The sequence below is a fragment of the Nonomuraea sp. B10E15 genome (genome assembly GCF_039871615.1).
Taxonomy (GTDB): Bacteria; Actinomycetota; Actinomycetes; order Streptosporangiales; family Streptosporangiaceae; genus Nonomuraea.
Map to the genome: position 1 here is coordinate 61,641 of NZ_JBDPMB010000009.1, position 16,698 is coordinate 78,338.

16 protein-coding genes are annotated in these 16,698 nt (G+C 70.3%); 13 read left to right on the plus strand and 3 right to left on the minus strand.

Translation table 11 applies throughout. From position 1 onward, the window contains the following. The first annotated feature begins 336 nt into the window (after window positions 1-336). Window positions 337-1,368 (plus strand): hypothetical protein, encoded by a 1,032-nt coding sequence (locus ABGB14_RS24875; protein ID WP_347646231.1) that lies wholly within the window; start codon window positions 337-339, stop codon window positions 1,366-1,368. Here ABGB14_RS24875 and ABGB14_RS24880 read toward each other — a convergent pair. The 3 genes from ABGB14_RS24880 to ABGB14_RS24890 form a co-directional block, all read right to left on the minus strand. Continuing rightward, entirely contained in the window at window positions 1,365-2,243 is an 879-nt protein-coding gene (locus ABGB14_RS24880; protein WP_347646232.1) for a sulfite exporter TauE/SafE family protein, read from the minus strand. The genes ABGB14_RS24875 and ABGB14_RS24880 overlap by 4 nt on opposite strands. 33 nt (window positions 2,244-2,276) lie before the next feature. Continuing rightward, window positions 2,277-3,491, minus strand: a complete 1,215-nt coding sequence (gene cysC, locus ABGB14_RS24885) for an adenylyl-sulfate kinase (protein ID WP_347646233.1) — start codon at window positions 3,489-3,491, stop codon at window positions 2,277-2,279. Between the two features lie 70 nt (window positions 3,492-3,561). Further along, a complete protein-coding gene (locus ABGB14_RS24890) occupies window positions 3,562-4,281 on the minus strand; it encodes a class I SAM-dependent methyltransferase (protein ID WP_347646234.1) in 720 nt (239 codons plus the stop codon). Between the two features lie 62 nt (window positions 4,282-4,343). On the opposite strand from ABGB14_RS24890, the gene ABGB14_RS24895 reads away from it, so the two are divergent. The 12 genes from ABGB14_RS24895 to ABGB14_RS24950 all read left to right on the plus strand — a co-directional run bounded on the left by ABGB14_RS24895 (window position 4,344) and on the right by ABGB14_RS24950 (window position 16,663). After that, on the plus strand, window positions 4,344-4,721 hold the full coding sequence (locus tag ABGB14_RS24895) for a signal peptidase I (RefSeq protein WP_347646235.1): 378 nt from the start codon (window positions 4,344-4,346) through the stop codon (window positions 4,719-4,721). Window positions 4,722-4,814: 93 nt separating this feature from the next. Then, window positions 4,815-8,312: a transcription-repair coupling factor gene (gene mfd, locus ABGB14_RS24900; RefSeq protein ID WP_347646236.1), complete on the plus strand. Its 3,498-nt coding sequence runs from the start codon at window positions 4,815-4,817 to the stop codon at window positions 8,310-8,312. 29 nt (window positions 8,313-8,341) lie between these two features. Continuing rightward, complete coding sequence (locus ABGB14_RS24905) at window positions 8,342-8,965, plus strand: hypothetical protein (RefSeq protein WP_347646237.1); 624 nt, start codon at window positions 8,342-8,344, stop codon at window positions 8,963-8,965. A 3-nt stretch (window positions 8,966-8,968) separates the two neighbouring features. Further along, complete coding sequence (locus tag ABGB14_RS24910; RefSeq protein ID WP_347646238.1) at window positions 8,969-9,898, plus strand: MazG family protein; 930 nt, start codon at window positions 8,969-8,971, stop codon at window positions 9,896-9,898. Between the two features lie 57 nt (window positions 9,899-9,955). Further along, complete coding sequence (eno, locus tag ABGB14_RS24915; protein WP_347646239.1) at window positions 9,956-11,233, plus strand: phosphopyruvate hydratase; 1,278 nt, start codon at window positions 9,956-9,958, stop codon at window positions 11,231-11,233. 93 nt (window positions 11,234-11,326) lie between these two features. Further along, entirely contained in the window at window positions 11,327-11,743 is a 417-nt protein-coding gene (locus ABGB14_RS24920) for a septum formation initiator family protein (protein ID WP_347624118.1), read from the plus strand. Then, window positions 11,733-12,221 carry a DUF501 domain-containing protein gene (locus tag ABGB14_RS24925; RefSeq protein WP_347646240.1) on the plus strand — a complete coding sequence of 163 codons (489 nt, stop codon included), beginning with the start codon at window positions 11,733-11,735 and terminating at the stop codon, window positions 12,219-12,221. Before ABGB14_RS24920 ends, ABGB14_RS24925 begins: the two co-directional genes overlap by 11 nt. Beyond that, window positions 12,212-13,156, plus strand: a complete 945-nt coding sequence (locus tag ABGB14_RS24930; RefSeq protein ID WP_347646241.1) for a Ppx/GppA phosphatase family protein — start codon at window positions 12,212-12,214, stop codon at window positions 13,154-13,156. The genes ABGB14_RS24925 and ABGB14_RS24930 overlap by 10 nt, the downstream gene beginning before the upstream one ends. Before the next feature lie 174 nt (window positions 13,157-13,330). Continuing rightward, the gene (locus tag ABGB14_RS24935; RefSeq protein WP_347646242.1) at window positions 13,331-14,527 is read left to right on the plus strand and encodes a hypothetical protein; all 1,197 of its coding nucleotides are present in this window, start codon (window positions 13,331-13,333) and stop codon (window positions 14,525-14,527) included. 88 nt (window positions 14,528-14,615) lie between these two features. Further along, window positions 14,616-14,942, plus strand: coding sequence for a PadR family transcriptional regulator (locus ABGB14_RS24940; protein ID WP_347624114.1), 327 nt, complete (start codon window positions 14,616-14,618; stop codon window positions 14,940-14,942). Then, window positions 14,939-15,850 carry a hypothetical protein gene (locus tag ABGB14_RS24945; protein WP_347646243.1) on the plus strand — a complete coding sequence of 304 codons (912 nt, stop codon included), beginning with the start codon at window positions 14,939-14,941 and terminating at the stop codon, window positions 15,848-15,850. The genes ABGB14_RS24940 and ABGB14_RS24945 overlap by 4 nt, the downstream gene beginning before the upstream one ends. Before the next feature lie 18 nt (window positions 15,851-15,868). Beyond that, window positions 15,869-16,663 carry a uracil-DNA glycosylase gene (locus ABGB14_RS24950; protein WP_347646244.1) on the plus strand — a complete coding sequence of 265 codons (795 nt, stop codon included), beginning with the start codon at window positions 15,869-15,871 and terminating at the stop codon, window positions 16,661-16,663. Window positions 16,664-16,698: the final 35 nt, after the last annotated feature.

Below are 16,698 nucleotides of genomic sequence, written 5' to 3' on the forward strand. Positions count from 1 at the left end.
ATGTGCGCGTCGTCATCGATCAGCGACTCCGCGTCACCGGCCGGGTGTGCGCCCACTATAGGGCCGCCCGCCTTTACCTCGGCTGAATACACAAGATTTTCTCCGGTACGGCCACAAAGAAGCCCCTTCATATATCGAAATACATGGATAAGTCGGGCGAATTGTGGCTGCGGTGACGTGGGGAGACTTCCACACTGGCTGAAGTTCGCGGAATGTCATGGCAAGGTTCAGGTTTGACAGGCAGGGTCGTTCGACAAGGGGGGTTGGAAGGCTTTGCGGCAACGGGGCATTTCTCATAGCGCGACGAACACGGCATTCACCGGCATGATCCTGGCCGTGGCCACGACGATGGCCGCCTGCTCCACCGTGGCCGACTCCGACGCCGGGGCGCCGGTCGCGGTCGAGGAGCCGGCGCGTGACGTCGCGGGCCCGCCCGCGTGCACGGCGACCAGCAAGCTCATCCCGTCGTGCGGCGCCTGGTGGGGCATCGCGCCCGAGATCTTCACCGGCGCCCCGGTGGAGGAGGCGCTGCGCGGCGCGGAGTCGCGCATGGACGCCGGCGCAGACGTGCTGCACGTCTACCACCGGGGCAGCGAGTTGTTCCCGACCGACGCCGAGATCCGGCTGGCCCGCGACCCGGCCAGGCCGAGGCTGCTGCTGATCAACTGGAAGCCGTCGTTCGACCACACCTGGGCCGAGATCGCCGACGGGGCGCTCGACGCCAGGATCGACCGGCTGGCCGGCCACCTCCGGCGCACCTTCCCCGAGCGGTTCTTCCTCACCGTGCACCACGAGCCGGAGAACGACGTGGACGCCTCGTCGGGCTCGGGCATGCAGGCCACCGACTACGCGGCGATGTTCCGGCACATCGTGCTGCGGCTGCGGGAGCGGGGCGTGAAGAACGCCGTCATGGTGATGACGTACATGGGGGCGCCCAACTGGGCGGCCAAGCCCTGGTTCGAGGACCTCTATCCGGGTGACGACGTGGTCGACTGGGTGGCCATGGACCCCTATGCCGACCATCGGGTCGACGACTTCGAGGGCCTGGTCAACAAGACCCGCAAGGAATATCCCGACTGGCCGGGCTTCTACCGCTGGATGCAGGCCCGTTTCCCCGGCAAGCCGGTCATGGTGGCCGAGTGGGGGGCGTTCTCGCGGCCGCTCGACCGGTCGTTCAAGCGGGCCTTCTTCGAGTCCGTACGCCGCCAGATCAAGCGTTATCCCCAGATCAAGGCGCTGATCTACTTTGACTCCCCGCAGGCGCCGCGCGGTGACACCAGCTTCGACTCCGACGAGGCGGCCGACCGCGCGTTCACCGCGCTCGCCCGTGACCCCTACTTCCGTGCCACCCCGGTGCCGCGGCCCTAACGCGTGCCGACCTTCTCGCCCCGCGGCTGGGGAGTCTCGGCTCTGGCGCGCAGGCGCCAGCCCGCGACGGTTACCGCGGTGGCGGCGGCGAGGGCGCAGAGGGTGACGAGGTCGTCCACGTCGAGCAGCTTGAGCGCGGAGGCGAGCAGGACGATCGCCAGCATCGCCCGGATGAGGCCGCCGGGTGCGCGCGAGGAGATCCTGGCGCCGAGATAGACGCCCGGGATCGAGCCGATGAGCAGCGACAGCGTGAGGTCCGCCTGGAAGTCGCCGAACAGCAGGTGGCCGAGCGCCGCCGAGACGACCAGCGGCACGGCCTGGACGAGGTCCGTGCCGACGAGCTGGTTGGCCTTGAGCGCCGGATAGAGCACGAGCAGGGCCACGATGATCAGCGATCCCGAGCCGACGGACGAGACGCCGACGACCAGCCCGCCTATCATACCGACCAGTAGGGTCGGAAATGGGCGCACGACGATCTCATGCGCGCTCGACGATCCACCCCGCCCGCCGAGCCACGACTTGACCGCCATACCCGCCACGGCCAGCAACAGCGCCACGCCGAGCGCGTACTTGACCGCGTCGGTGACCGCGAACGCGCGGGCCAGGAACACCCCGCAGAACGCGGCAGGCACCGAGCCCGCGCACAACCAGGCCACCAGGCGCAGGTTGACCGTGCCGGTGCGCAGATGCACCACGCCGCCGACCGGCTTCATCACGGCCGAGGCGACCAGGTCGCTGGAGACGGCGGCCAGGGGAGGGACGTTGAAGAACAACATCATCATGGGCGTCATGAGGGCCCCGCCGCCCATGCCGGTCAGGCCCACCACGATCGCGACGAGGAACGACCCGCCGATCAGCGCCAGATCTGTGCTCATCGGTCGCTCACCAGCTCCTCGCTCATCGGTCGCTCACCGGACCCAGCCGCCGGACCTCAGCGTCTCCAGGACCTGGGAGACGGCCGCCTCGATCGTGATGTGCGTGGTGTCGATCGTCAGGTCGGCGTCGTCCGGCTCTTCGTACGGGTCGGAGATGCCGGTGAACTCGGGGATGAGCCCGGCGCGGGCCTTGGCGTACAGGCCCTTGCGGTCGCGGCGCTCGCACTCCTCCAGCGGCGTGGCGACGTGTACGAGCAGGAAGTCGGCCCCGACGGACTCGACCGTCTCGCGCACCTCCGCACGGGTCGCCGCGTAGGGGGCGATGGGCGCGCAGATGGCCAGACCGCCGTGCCGGGCGGCCTCGGCGGCGACGAAGCCGATGCGGCGGATATTGAGGTCGCGGTCGGCCTTCGAGAAGGTCAGGCCCTTGGACAGCAGGTGGCGCACCACGTCGCCGTCGAGGTAGGTCACGGTGCGGGTGCCGAGCTCCAGCAGCGCGTCGCGCAGGCCGCGGGCGATGGTGGACTTGCCGGAGCCGGACAGCCCGGTGAAGAAGACCACGAGGCCGCGCCGGTGCGGCGGGCCGGGGATGTGCACGGGGTCGGGGCCCGCCAGGTGCTCGGTCGCGCCGTAGGCGGCGGCGACGTGCTCGCGCAGCTCCAGGTCGATCTCCGGCTCGTCGCGTGGCGCCAGGGGGACGGAGACGACGAGCGTGCCCTCGGGTAGCTGGTCTCTCGCGCGCAGCGCGGCGCGTACGACGGCGGGGCCCGCCTCGCCGTACGCGAGGGGAAGCAGCAGGATCACCGCGTCGAGCTCTTTCGCGGTGGCGATGATCTCGGAGAGGTCGTCGAGCGGCCCGCGCATGGTGACGGCGAGCGCGGGCCGCCCGCCGAGCTCGGCCCGCACGTCGGCCGGCGTGCGCCGCAGGCGCGCGAACGGCCCGTGCTCGGGCGTGCCGAGGCCGTGGACGGGCCCGGAGGTCAGCCCGTCGGGCTCGTGGGCGCTCACCGTCAGCCTGGCCAGCGGCAGCCCTTCGGGATCGAGCAGGGTGACCTCGTCGCCGGGTGAGACGTCGGCGGGCAGATGGAGGGTGACGGGAGCGGGCCACGACGTGCCGTCGGCGAGCGTGCCGCGCTCATGCACGGCGTGCAGGTCGTCGTGGCCGAGGAACCCGGTCAGCGGCTCGAACGCGCCGGAGAGCAGCAGCTCGAGATCGGCCAGCTCGCGCGGGTCGGGGGTCCACTCCACGTATTCGTCATCCCAACTAATCCGATTGAATTGGTAGGAAACAATCCTAGCGGGTGGAAACAGTGTGGCACTAGATGAGCCGGGCGAAGTGGTGCTGGGGTTTCCTGATCACCATGGCGATCTCGTCGTGGGAGGCGGGATAGCGGTCGTTGGTCAGCCTGGAGACCGCCGTGATGGCCGCGGCGCCGATGCGGCGGGAGCGCGCGGGGCCGCTGATGGTGCGCACCTCGTCGGTGATCATGAGGCCGCGGCTGAGACAGAACGCGTGCAGGCCGTCGCTCGACGTCAGCGGCTCGTAGACGGTCGGCAGCGGCCCCGGCCATCCCGGCGGGACGAGCGGGCGCCACAGCAGGCCGCGCAGCCACGACGGCGTCATCCGGTCGAGCAGGCCATAGGCGGAGCCGCGGTCGCGCATGCGCAGCAGCACCAGGCCGCCGGGGCGCAGTGACTGCAGCAGGCGGTCGAAGACCAGCTCGGCGTGCCTGACCCGCTCCAGCAGGAACGACACCTGCACCACGTCGTAGGACCTGGGCGGCATGGGCACGCAGCGCAGGTCGCCCAGCGACCACGCGGCCAGGTCTCCCCGCTCCTCGAGGAGCCGCCTGATGACGGGGTGGTCCTCGTCGGCTCCCGTGGCCTTGGTCTCGATGTGCTCCAGCACCAGCGGCCCGTCATGCGCGCAGCCGGCGACCAGCACGTCGAGCCGCTTGTGCGGCTGCATCGCGCAGTGCTCGCGGACCCGCTGACCGAAGAGGTCGCCTCGCTGGGCGACGGTTCGCACCTCAGACATGTCACCTACAGTAATCAACCAATCGTTATGTGTGACGTATTTCCCTGCTAGCGTCCTGGCTCGTGAGCGATGAGGTGCCCGAGCCGGGGATCTACGTGGGCAACGCGGGCGTCGACGGTGCCGGTGACGCCGGCTGGCTCCTCGGCCATTTCAAGCCCCCGGGCGATCCGCGCCACAGCGACGAGGTCGAGATCAAGTGGGGCGTGCACCCGCCGGGCGACCGGCGGGCGGCGTGGGCCGTCGGCGAGACGCGCACCGCCCTGCTCGTCCTGATCAGCGGGCGTTTCGTGGTCGAGTTCCGCGGCCGCGACGTGGTGCTGGCCGAGCCGGGCGACTACGTCGTCTGGGGCAAGGGTGTCGACCATTCGTGGCGGGCCGAGGCGGCGTCGACCGTGCTCACCGTGCGCTGGCCCTCGGTGCCCGGTTACAAGCTCGGGTGAGCCGGCGCGGCGAGTACCCTGGGTGAGGAACCCCCGCGACCTGTCCCGGCCGGGGGTAGTCGTGTTGCCGCAAATGGGCTGTGGGCGTATCTGATGAGTCTTTCCGGACTGCTTGACCTTGTTCGCGCTGACCCGAAACTGACCGCCGCTCTCGAGGAGGGCGGCGACGTCGCGCTGGTCGCGCCGTCCGCGCTGCGCCCGTTCGGCGTGGCCGCGCTCGCGGGCCACGACCAGCGCACCGTGCTCGCGGTCACCGCGACCGGGCGTGAGGCCGAAGACCTGGCCGCGGCGCTGACCAGCCTGATCGATCCCGCGGAGCTCGGCTCGGTGGCGGTGTTCCCGGCATGGGAGACGCTGCCGCACGAGCGGCTCTCGCCGCGCAGCGACACCGTCGGTCAGCGGCTCGCGGTGCTCAGGCGGCTGGCCCACCCGATCAAGGACGACACCGCCGCCGGGCCCCTCAGCGTGATCGTCACCCCGATCAGGGCGCTGCTGCAGCCGATCGTGAAAGGGCTGGGCGACCTGGAGCCCATCAGGCTGCGCGCGGGCGACGACGCCGACCTCGACGACGTCGTCGGCAACCTCGTCAACAACGGCTACCACCGGGTCGACATGGTGGAGAAGCGGGGCGAGGTGGCCGTTCGCGGCGGGCTGCTCGACGTCTTCCCGCCCACCGAGGAACATCCGCTGCGGCTGGAGTTCTGGGGCGACACGGTCGAGGAGATCCGCTGGTTCAAGGTGGCCGACCAGCGCTCGCTGGAGGCGGCCGAGGACGGGTTGTTCGCGCCGCCGTGCCGCGAGCTGCTGCTGAGCGACGAGGTCAGGGCCAGGTCCCGCGCGCTGGCCGAGGAGCACCCGGCGCTGGCCGAGGTGCTCGACCAGCTCGCCGACGGCACGCCGGTGGAGGGCATGGAGGCGTTCGCGCCCGTGCTGGCCGGGGAGATGGACCTCCTGCTCGACCACCTGCCGGCCAGGTCGGCGGTGTTCGTGTGCGACCCCGAGCGCATCAGGAGCAGGGCGGAGGAGCTCGTACGCACCTCGCAGGAGTTCCTGGAAGCCTCGTGGATCAACGCGGCGGCCGGCGGCGAGGCGCCCATCGACCTGGGGGCGGCGGCGTTCCGCTCGCTGGAGGAGATCCGCACGCACGCCGACGTGCTGGGGCAGCCCTGGTGGACGATGGCGCCGTTCGGCGCCGGCGTCGAGCTCGACGCGCACGACTCCGAGGCCTACCGCGGCGACACGGCCAGGGCGCTGGCCGACATCAAGGGCTGGCTGGCCGACGGCAAGGCGGTCGTGCTGCTCAGCGAGGGCCACGGCCCCGCCGAGCGCATGGTGGAACTGCTCAAGGGCGTCGACGTGCCCGCGCGGCTGCGGGAGTTCATCGACCAGCCGCCCGAGCCCAAGGTCGTACACGTCACGACGGGCCTGATCGAGCACGGCTTCATCACGCCGGGCCTGGCCGTGCTCACCCATCTCGACCTGGTCGGGCAGAAGGCGTCCACCAAGGACATGCGGCGGCTGCCGTCGCGGCGCCGCAACATGGTCGACCCGCTGCAGCTCAAGGTCGGCGACCACGTGGTGCACGAGCAGCACGGCGTGGGCCGCTACGTCGAGATGGTGCAGCGCACGGTCCAGGGGGCCACCCGCGAATACCTGGTCATCGAATATGCCAAGGGCGACCGCCTCTACGTGCCCACCGACCAGCTCGACGAGGTCACCCGCTATGTCGGCGGCGAGGCTCCCACGCTCAACCGCATGGGCGGCGCCGACTGGGCCAAGGCCAAGTCGCGGGCGAAGAAGGCGGTCAAGGAGATCGCCGGCGAGCTGATCAGGCTCTATTCCGCCCGCATGGCCTCGCCAGGGTATGCCTTCGGGTCGGACACGCCGTGGCAGCGGGAGATGGAGGACGCCTTCCCCTACGCCGAGACCGGCGACCAGCTGGAGGCCATCGACGAGGTCAAGCGTGACATGGAGCGCGGCGTCCCGATGGACCGGCTGATCTGCGGCGACGTCGGCTACGGCAAGACCGAGATCGCGGTGCGGGCGGCGTTCAAGGCGGTGCAGGACGGCAAGCAGGTGGCGGTGCTGGTGCCGACGACGCTGCTGGTCCAGCAGCACATGTCGACGTTCGCCGAGCGGTTCTCCAGCTTCCCCGTCGCGATCAGGGCCGTCTCGCGCTTCCAGACCGACGGCGAGGTCAAGGGCACCCTCGAAGGGCTCAGGTCCGGCGCCGTCGACGTGGTGATCGGCACGCACCGGCTGCTCAGCCCCGAGGTCAGGTTCAAGGACCTCGGCCTCATCATCATTGACGAGGAGCAGCGGTTCGGCGTCGAGCACAAGGAGGCGATGAAACACCTCCGCACGCAGGTCGACGTGCTGGCCATGTCGGCCACGCCGATCCCGCGCACGCTGGAGATGGGGCTGACCGGCATCCGCGAGATGTCGACGATCCTCACGCCGCCGGAGGAGCGGCACCCGATCCTCACGTTCGTGGGGCCGTACGAAGAGAAGCAGATCGGGGCGGCGATCAGGCGCGAGCTGATGCGCGACGGCCAGATCTTCTTCGTGCACAACCGGGTCGCCTCGATCAACCGGGTCGCCGCGCGGCTGCGCGAGCTGGTGCCCGAGGCGCGCATCGCGGTGGCCCACGGGCAGATGAACGAGCACCAGCTCGAGAAGATCATGGTCGGCTTCTGGGAGCGCGAATACGACCTGCTGGTCTCCACCACGATCGTGGAGTCCGGGCTCGACGTGCCCAACGCCAACACGCTGATCGTCGACCGGGCCGACAACTACGGTCTGTCGCAGCTCCACCAGCTCAGAGGGCGGGTCGGGCGAGGCAGGGAGCGCGGCTACGCCTACTTCCTCTATCCGCCGGAGAAGCCGCTGACCGAGACCGCGCACGAGCGGCTCGCCACGATCTCGCAGCACACCGAGATGGGCGCGGGCATGTACGTCGCGATGAAGGACCTCGAGATCCGCGGCGCCGGCAACGTGCTCGGCGCCGAGCAGTCCGGGTTCATCGCGGGCGTCGGGTTCGACCTCTACGTACGTCTGATGGCCGAGGCCGTGCAGGAGCAGAAGGCCAAGCTGTCGGGCGCCGAGGCGCCGGAGGAGCAGCACGACGTCAAGGTCGAGCTGCCGATCAACGCCCACATCCCGCACGACTACGTCACCTCCGAGCGGCTGCGCCTGGAGGCGTACAAACGGATCGCGGCCATCGCCTCGCCCGCCAACATCGACGAGGTCCGCGACGAGCTCACCGACCGCTACGGCCGGCCGCCGACGGAGGTCGAGAACCTCCTGGAGGTGGCCAGGTTCCGCATCAGGGCGCGCTCGGCCGGGCTGACGGACGTCACGCTGCAGGGCCAGAACATCAAGTTCGGCCCGGTGCGGCTGCAGGAGTCGCAGCAGGTCCGGCTCGACCGGCTCTACAAGAAGGCGATATACAAGCAGGCGGCGGAGACTCTGCTCGTCCCGGTGCCCAAGACCAAGCCGCTGGGAGGGCAGCCGCTGCGCGATCTCGACCTGCTCAAATGGTGTGGCGATCTGGTCGAGGCGATGTTCCTCGAGCCCGCACGGGTAAGCTAGCGGCGATTTACGGTCGGAAAGGGACGTACGTGAAGTCGATACGAGTGGCTGTGGCCGCCGCGGCGGCGGGCATGGCGCTGACCGCCTGCTCCTCGCCCATGCAGGCCGGCGCCGCTGCCGTGGTGGGCAACGAGCGCATCTCCGCCAGCCAGTTGAACGAGGAGACGCGGGCCTACTCCGACGCCCTGCGTAGGGCCAAGCTGCCTGCGCAGCTGGAGGCCGCGCTCGGCGGCAGGAGCCTCGAAGAGGTCTTGGAGCAGGAGACCGGCGCGTCGACCAGCCGGCGCGTGTTGCAGCGCATGGTCGAGGTCAGCGCGTACAGCCAGCTCATGGCGCGCCACAACGTGCAGGTGAGCCAGGCGGAGATCGACAAGATCATCCAGAGTCCGCTCGGGCCCGACGGCACGCAATATCCGTCCGCCGAGCTCCAGCTCCTGATCGGCCAGGGCACCGTCGCGCCCGCGAACGCCCGCGACTACGGCCGGGCGCTGGCCGGCCTGATCAAGCTGCGGGAGAAGTTCGGCGGTCAGGGCGGGGAAGAACGGTTCAAGAAGGAACTGAACACGGTGAAGGTCACCTACAGCCCTCGCTTCGACACGCTCAACCCCAGGTTCGGCAAGGTCACCGAGCAGCAGCCGCAGCAGCAGGGCTAGCCCGTGCCGCTGATCGTCGTCACCACCTCGCCCAGGGTCGCTCCAGGCCTGCTGAGCCACCAGGCCTGGCAGGCGTTGCGCTCGGGTCCGGTGCTGACCGGCAACGCCGCGCATCCCCAGCTCCCCTACCTGGCCGAGGCCGGTGTCGAGGTCGAGGTCGTCGAGCCCGACGCGCGGGAGCTGGCCGCCAGGTCGGTCGCCGAGACGGTCGTGTGGCTGGCCGAGGACGACGAGGCCTTCATGCGGGCGGTGGGCAACGCCGCCATCGGGCTCGACGAGCCGCCGCTCATCGAGGTGGTGCCGGGGTCCTACGACCTGCCGGGGGCGCGGGTGCTCGACCTGGTCGCGGTGATGGACCGGCTGCGCACCGAGTGCCCGTGGGACCGCAAGCAGACGCACGAGTCGCTGGTGCCGTACCTCCTCGAAGAGGCCTACGAGGTGCTGGAGACGATCGAGCAGGGCGACTATCCCGCGCTCCGCGAGGAACTCGGTGACCTGCTGCTGCAGGTGGTCTTCCACGCGCGGGTGGCCGAGGGCTTCGACATGGACGACGTCGCCGAGGGCATCGTCGGCAAGCTCGTACGCCGCCACCCCCACGTGTTCGGCTCGGTGCGGGCGGAGAGCGCCGACGAGGTGAACGACAACTGGGAGACGATCAAGGCGGCGGAGCGGGCGGCCAAGGGCAGCGAGTCGGCGCTCGACGGCGTGCCCATGGGCCAGCCGGCGTTGTCGCTCGCCGCCCAGCTCCTGCGCAGGGCCGAGCGCGCGGGGGCGCCCGGGTCGCTGTCGGCCGCCGTCGGCCAGGGAGTGGCCAGGGAGCTGTTCGACCTCGTGCGCAGGGCCGCGGAGGCAGGGCTCGACGCCGAGGCCGAGCTGCGGGCGGCCGCCCGCACCTACCGAGACCGGGTGCGCACGTGGGAGTCGTCCAGCTGAGCGGGCGTACCGATAGGCTCTGATGGCATATTGCCTTTCGATTTAGGAGCGCATCCCGTGGCTACCATCGAGGTCGTATACGCCCGCGAGATCCTCGACTCCCGGGGCAACCCGACGGTCGAGGTCGAGGTCGTGCTCGACGACGGCAGCAGTGGCCGTGCGGCAGTGCCGAGCGGGGCGTCCACCGGCCAGTTCGAGGCGGTCGAGCTGCGTGACGGCGGCAAGCGTTACGGCGGCAAGGGCGTCGAGAAGGCCGTGCTCGCCGTGACCGACGAGATCTTCGAGGAGATCAACGGGGTCGAGGCCGAGGACCAGCGCATCATCGACCAGATCATGATCGACCTGGACCGCACGCCCAACAAGGCCAAGCTGGGCGCCAACGCCATCCTGGGCGTCTCGCTGGCCGCCGCCAAGGCCGCGGCCGACAGCGCCGACCTGCCGCTCTTCCGCTATGTCGGCGGCCCCAACGCCCACGTGCTGCCCGTCCCGATGATGAACATCCTCAACGGCGGAGCCCACGCCGACACCAACGTCGACATCCAGGAGTTCATGATCGCGCCGATCGGCGCCGGGACGTTCCGCGAGGCGGTGCGCGTGGGCACCGAGGTCTACCACGCGCTCAAGGGCGTGCTCAAGGAGAAGGGCTACGCCACGGGGCTGGGCGACGAGGGCGGTTTCGCGCCCAATCTGCCGTCCAACCGCGACGCGCTCGACCTGATCCTCGTCGCGATCGAGCGGGCCGGCTACGTGCCGGGCGAGGACGTCGCGCTGGCGCTCGACGTGGCCGCCTCCGAGTTCCACAAGGACGGCGTCTACACGATCGACGGCAAGGGCCTGTCGGCGCAGGAGCTCATCGAGTTCTACGCCGACCTGGTCGCCAACTACCCGCTCGTCTCGATCGAGGACCCGCTCGACGAGGAGGACTGGGCGGGCTGGAAGGCCATCACCGACGCGCTCGGCGACAAGGTGCAGCTCGTCGGCGACGACCTGTTCGTCACCAACCCGGAGCGGCTGGAGCGCGGCATCAAGGACGGCACGGCCAACGCCCTGCTGGTCAAGGTCAACCAGATCGGCACGTTGTCGGAGACGCTCGACGCGGTCGACCTGGCCCACCGCAGCGGCTACCGGTGCATGATGAGCCACCGTTCCGGCGAGACGGAGGACACGACGATCGCCGACCTCGCGGTGGCGGTCAACTGCGGCCAGATCAAGACCGGAGCCCCTGCCCGTTCCGACCGGGTCGCGAAATACAACCAGCTGCTGCGCATCGAGGAGCTTCTGGACGACGCCGCCCGTTACGCGGGTCGCGCGGCTTTCCCGCGTTTCCGGCGCTAGTTTCGAGCGAGGGAGCACCGAGGCCCGGGGCGGCGGCTCTCACGGCGACCGAGCCGCCTCCCGAGGTGAGGCGACGAGCAGGGGGTGCAGCACATGGCGAAGAGACCGCAGCTGACCGGGCGGGCGGCCATCCTGGCCGTCGTGGTGTGCGCGATCGCGATGAGCCTGGCCTACCCCGTCCGCGAATACATCAGCCTGCGCCGCAGCATCTCGGAGCTGCGCGAGGAGAAGGCCAGGGTCGAGGCGGAGAAGCAGGCCCTGCTGGCCCGCGACCGGCAGAGCAACGATCCCAACTGGATCAAGAAGACCGCCAAGGAGCGGCTGCACTACTGCGGTCCTGGCGAGAAGTGCTATGTCGTGATGGCGCCCCACCGGGGCAAGGAGCAGGCGGAAGTGAAGCAGCCCGCGGCGGTGCCGCCGTGGTACCAAACGCTCTGGGAGTCCGTCGAGGCCGCGGACAAGGGCACCGGGCGCCGGGCGGTCACCGGGAAGGAGAGTGTTGGACGGTAAAGACGCCGAGGTCGTGCACCGGCAGCTCGGGCGGCCGCCCAGAGGGCTGCGCGAGGTGGCGCACCGCTGCCCGTGCGGCAACCCCGACGTGGTCGAGACCGCGCCGCGGCTGCCTGACGGCTCGCCGTTCCCGACTCTCTACTACCTGACCTGCCCGAAGGCGGCCTCGGCCATCGGCACGCTGGAGGGCTCCGGCCTGATGCGCGAGATGCAGGCGAGGCTGGCCACCGAGCCCGAGCTGGCGCGGGCCTACCAGGCCGCGCACGACGACTACGTCGCCAGGCGCGACCAGGCCGCGCGTGAGCAGGGCCTGGAGCCGTTGCCGCGCGACATGCAGAGCACGGGCGGCATGCCGCTGCGGGTCAAGTGCCTGCACGCGCTCGTCGCACACGAGCTGGCGGTGCCCGGCGGCAACCCGATCGGCAGGGAGGCGCTCGACGCCCTCCCCGAATGGTGGAGTGACGGACCATGCGTGTAGCCGCCGTCGACTGCGGCACCAATTCCGTACGCCTGCTCATCGCCGACACCGGCGACGACGTGCTGGACGACGTCGAGCGGCGGATGGAGATCGTCCGCCTGGGTCAGGGCGTCGACCGCACCGGCAGGCTGGCCCCCGACGCGCTGGAGCGTACGTTCAAGGCGATGCGCGCCTACCGCGAGCTGATCGACAGGCACGGCGCGACCGCGACCCGTGTGGTGGCCACGAGCGCCACCAGAGACGCGGCCAACCGGCAGGAGTTCGTGGCCGGCGTGCGCGAGATCTTCGGGGTGGAGCCGGAGGTCGTGACGGGCGACGTGGAGGCCGAGCTGTCGTTCACGGGCGCGACCAGGGGCCTGGTCACATTGTCGCCCGAGACGGAGGTGCCGCAGGGGCCGCTGCCCCCCTACCTGGTGGTCGACATCGGCGGCGGGTCCACGGAGTTCGTGGTCGGCTCCGAGCACGCCGAGGCGGCGCTGTCGGTGGACATCGGCTGCGTACGCCTCACCGAGCGGCATCTGCGTGCCGGCGACCCGCCCTCGGCGCCCGCTCTGGAGGCCGTGGTGGCCGACATCGAGGCGGCGCTCGACCGGGTCGAGTCGGCGGTGCCGGTGCGGCGGGCGCACACGCTCGTGGGCCTGGCGGGCTCGGTGACGACGGTGGCCGGCATGGCACTCGACCTGCCCGCCTACGACCCTGACCGCATCCACCATGCGCGGATCTCCGCCGAGCAGGTGCACGACGTGACGCGGCGGTTGCTCGCGATGACGCATGGTGATCGTGCCGCCGTTCCGGTCATGCATCCGGGGCGCGTGGATGTCATTGGCGCGGGAGCGCTTATTCTCGACCGGATCGTACGCCGTTTCGCATTTTCGCAGGTCGTTGTTAGCGAGCACGACATCCTTGACGGTATTGCGTGGTCTATAGCCGGATAGCTGAAGAAATCCGGACATTTCCGGTCTATGCATCATGTTGAGGGCGCGATCAGTATTGTGCTTGAGTAAAGGTGCATACGGGGGCTTTGCCATATCGCTGCGCACGGAAGGTGCCGGCGTGGCGACCGTCCCCGAGCGCGCCTCTTCCCTCAAGGAATGGAGCACTCTCACATGATGTCTGTTGGGTTAGCACGTAAGGCGGCGGCGATCGGTGCGTCGACCGCGGTGCTGGCCGCCTTGGCTGCGGGCCTGGTGTCCAGTCCGGCGCAGGCGGCGACCGCGGCCACGGCCTCCGCTGCCAAGGCGAAGGCGGGTTCCAAGGTCACGGTGGCCCGGCCGAAGGCCTCCACCCGTAATTACGAAGGTTCCTGCCCGGCCAAGATCAAGTTCTCGGCCACGGTCAAGGTGCCTGTCAAGGGCAAGACGAAGCTGGCCTACCGGTGGCTGCACGGCGACGGGTCCAAGAGCAAGGTCAAGACGGTCACGCTCAAGGGCAAGGGGACCAAGACGGTCACCGTCCGGCAGTCCATCACCTTCAAGGACGACGTCAAGAAGGGCTGGGAGGCCGTCCAGGTCCTCGGCCCGAAGAAGGTCACCTCGAAGAAGGGCTACTTCTCCGTCTCCTGCGAGAAGGAGGAGAGGCTGAAGGAGGTGCGCACGCACCTCGACCGGACGGTGTCGGCGCGTGCCTGGGTCAACCCCAGCAGGTACGTCGGCTCCTGCGACGGTGACAGGATCGGCGTCGCCGGCGTCATCAAGACCGACCGCCCGACGTGGGTGCGTTACCGCTGGGTCCTCAACGGTGACGTCGTCCACTACGGCAAGGTCAAGGTCCGCGACGCGCGTAAGGTCGGCTTCAGCTTCGCTCCGCGCCACAGCCAGCGCGGCTGGGCGCAGCTGCAGGTGCTCCGTCCGGACGCCACCTCCTCCAACCGCGCCTACTACAAGGTCTGGTGCAAGGACAAGCCTCCGGTGCACGTGCCCGGCTCCCACGCCAAGGTGAGCGCGTCCAGCTCGGTCTCGACCACGGCCGCGTGCTCGCTGAGCGCCTCCGGCACCATCCGCTCGACCGGCGCCGCCCGGGTGAAGTGGAGCTGGACGCTCAACGGTGCGACCGTGTCCAGCGGTGTGGCCGAGTTCGGCCGTCACGGTGGTTCCGAGCGCGTCTCCTTCTCGAAGGGCAAGCTGACGGGCCGGCACGCCCACGGCGGCAACGTGACGCTGTCGGTCACGGGCCCGAACAACAGCGACTCCTCCACGAGTGGCTACGCGCCCTGCGGACCGGACGCTCCGGCTCCGGCCGCTTCGCCGACGTCGGTGCCTTCGCCCCCGGTGGCTTCGCCTCCGGCCAGGGACCTGCCGTCCAAGTGAGCGACTGAACGAAGAACCGGGTGGTGCCTCCTGGCGCCACCCGGTTTCTTGTTGCCGCTACTGCGCTATGCACAGTAGTGTTCATGGCGTGGATAGCAGCCAGCTGCTCAAAGGCGTGCTCGACCTGGCCGTGCTGGCCGTGCTCAAAGAGCGCGACGGCTACGGCTACGACATCGTGCGCAGGCTCAGGGAGGCGGGTCTCCACGAGGTGGGCGACGCCTCGGTCTACGGGACGCTGCGCCGCCTGTTCAAGGCCGGTGCGCTGACCTCATATGTGATGGCGTCCGACGAGGGCCCGCACCGCAAGTACTACGGGCTCAACGAGGTCGGCCTGAGCATGTACGCCGCCTCGGCGAAGACCTGGTCCTCCTTCGCGGAGACCATGGCATCCCTGCTCAAGGAGGGCCAAGAATGACTCCAGAAGAATACGCGCAGGCCGTACGCGATGCTCTGGCCGATCACCCGGAGCGGGAGGAGCTGCTCGACGACCTCGACGACCATCTGGCCGAGATCGCGGCGGAGTCCGGTCTGCCGCTGGAAGACCGGCTGGGGCCGCCCGCCGCCTACGCGGAGGAGCTGGCCGCCGCCTACGGGGAGCGCCCCGAGCGCCGGCGTGGGCGCCGTCGAGGCCCGCGGGAGCAGGCGCTGAGGGCGCATGCCTTCCTCATGGGCTACACGCCTTACAGGAGCCTTGTGGCCTTCCTGCCGGAGCTGCGTCCGGGGTGGTGGGTGCTGCGCGGCTACGTGCTGGCCATGATCCTGGTGTCGATGGCCGGCGACAGCAGGCTCGGTCCGGCGACCGCCGCCGACTGGGCCGTGGCGGTGGCCTGCGTCCTCGCCTCGGTGTGGTTCGGCAGGAGGCGCAGGGGCCGGCTGGTCGTGCTGCTCGCGGTGGCCGCCAACGCGGTGGCCGGGCTGGCGTTGTTCGCCGCGATCGTCGACGCGCCACGCTCGCCCGCTCCGGAGTCGGTCTACATGGCCGAGCCCGCGTGGGTGCGCAACGCGTCGTCCGACGGCGTCTACAACATCAAGCCGTACGCCAAGGACGGCACCCCGCTGACCGACGTCTACCTCTACGACCAGGACGGCAACCCGCTCACCACCGACCCCGAGCAGTACGGCTACACGGTCGACAGGTCGTGCGGCGAGCCGATCCTCAACCGCTACCCGCTGCCGCTGACCAGGCCGGACTACGTGAGCACCGGCTCGCCGTCGCCGTCGCCGTCGCCTTCCTGCGCGCAGCCGGCGCCGAGCGCCACCCCGTCGGCCGCCGATCAGGAGCCGACGCCCACGGCGACGCCGAGTCCCAAGGCGACGCGCTGATCGGGCACCATCGGTGTCATGAGCTTCGTACCTCCCGGCACCGGATGGCCAGGCGATCCGGCGACCCCTGACACTCCCGTCGCGCTCGACCCCGCGGACGTGCGCCGCCTGGCCGCCGCCAGCGACACCCTCGCGGAGCTCACGGCCAGGCAGTCCGTCTGCCGGGCCTGCCCCCGCCTGGTGGAGTGGCGCGAGGAGGTCGCCAGGGTGCGCCGGCGCGCGTTCGCGGACGAGACGTACTGGGGCCGTCCCGTCCCCGGCTGGGGTGACGAGCATCCGCGGATCCTGATCGCGGGGCTCGCGCCGGCCGCCCACGGCGGCAACAGGACCGGCCGGATCTTCACCGGCGACCGCAGCGGCGACTGGCTGTTCGCCTCGTTGTACCGCACCGGCCTGGCCGCGCAGGAGACGAGCACGCACGCGGGCGACGGGCAGCGGCTCATCGGCGCGCGGGTGGTGGCGCCGGTGCGCTGCGCGCCGCCGGCGAACAAGCCGACGCTGGCGGAGAAGAGCGCGTGCTTCCCGTGGATGGCGCGGGAGCTCGCGCTGGTCGCGCGCGACGTGCGGGTGGTGGTGGCGCTCGGCGGCTACGCCTGGCAGGCGGTGTGGCCGGCGCTCAAGGACGCGGGCTACGCGCTGCCGCGCAGCAGGCCGCCGTTCGGGCACGGCGCGGAGGTCGAGATCGCGTACGACGGCGCGCCCGTCACGCTGCTCGGCTGCTACCACCCGAGCCAGCAGAACACGTTCACCGGCCGCGTCACCGCCCAGATGCTGGACGAAGTCTTCGCCCGTGCCAGGTCACTGGCTGTGTGACGCGTCGCACCATGCCAGGAATGGCTTCATCGGAC

Excerpts from the sequence above, each read along its gene's own strand:
- ABGB14_RS24920 (WP_347624118.1), top strand. The coding sequence starts at position 11,327 with ATGGCGAAGAGACCGCAGCTGACCGGGCGGGCGGCCATCCTGGCCGTC.
- ABGB14_RS24890 (WP_347646234.1), bottom strand. The coding sequence starts at position 4,281 with ATGTCTGAGGTGCGAACCGTCGCCCAGCGAGGCGACCTCTTCGGTCAG.
- ABGB14_RS24935 (WP_347646242.1), top strand. The coding sequence starts at position 13,331 with ATGTCTGTTGGGTTAGCACGTAAGGCGGCGGCGATCGGTGCGTCGACC.
- ABGB14_RS24930 (WP_347646241.1), top strand. The coding sequence starts at position 12,212 with ATGCGTGTAGCCGCCGTCGACTGCGGCACCAATTCCGTACGCCTGCTC.
- mfd (WP_347646236.1), top strand. The coding sequence starts at position 4,815 with ATGAGTCTTTCCGGACTGCTTGACCTTGTTCGCGCTGACCCGAAACTG.
- ABGB14_RS24880 (WP_347646232.1), bottom strand. The coding sequence starts at position 2,243 with ATGAGCACAGATCTGGCGCTGATCGGCGGGTCGTTCCTCGTCGCGATC.
- ABGB14_RS24950 (WP_347646244.1), top strand. The coding sequence starts at position 15,869 with ATGAGCTTCGTACCTCCCGGCACCGGATGGCCAGGCGATCCGGCGACC.
- ABGB14_RS24945 (WP_347646243.1), top strand. The coding sequence starts at position 14,939 with ATGACTCCAGAAGAATACGCGCAGGCCGTACGCGATGCTCTGGCCGAT.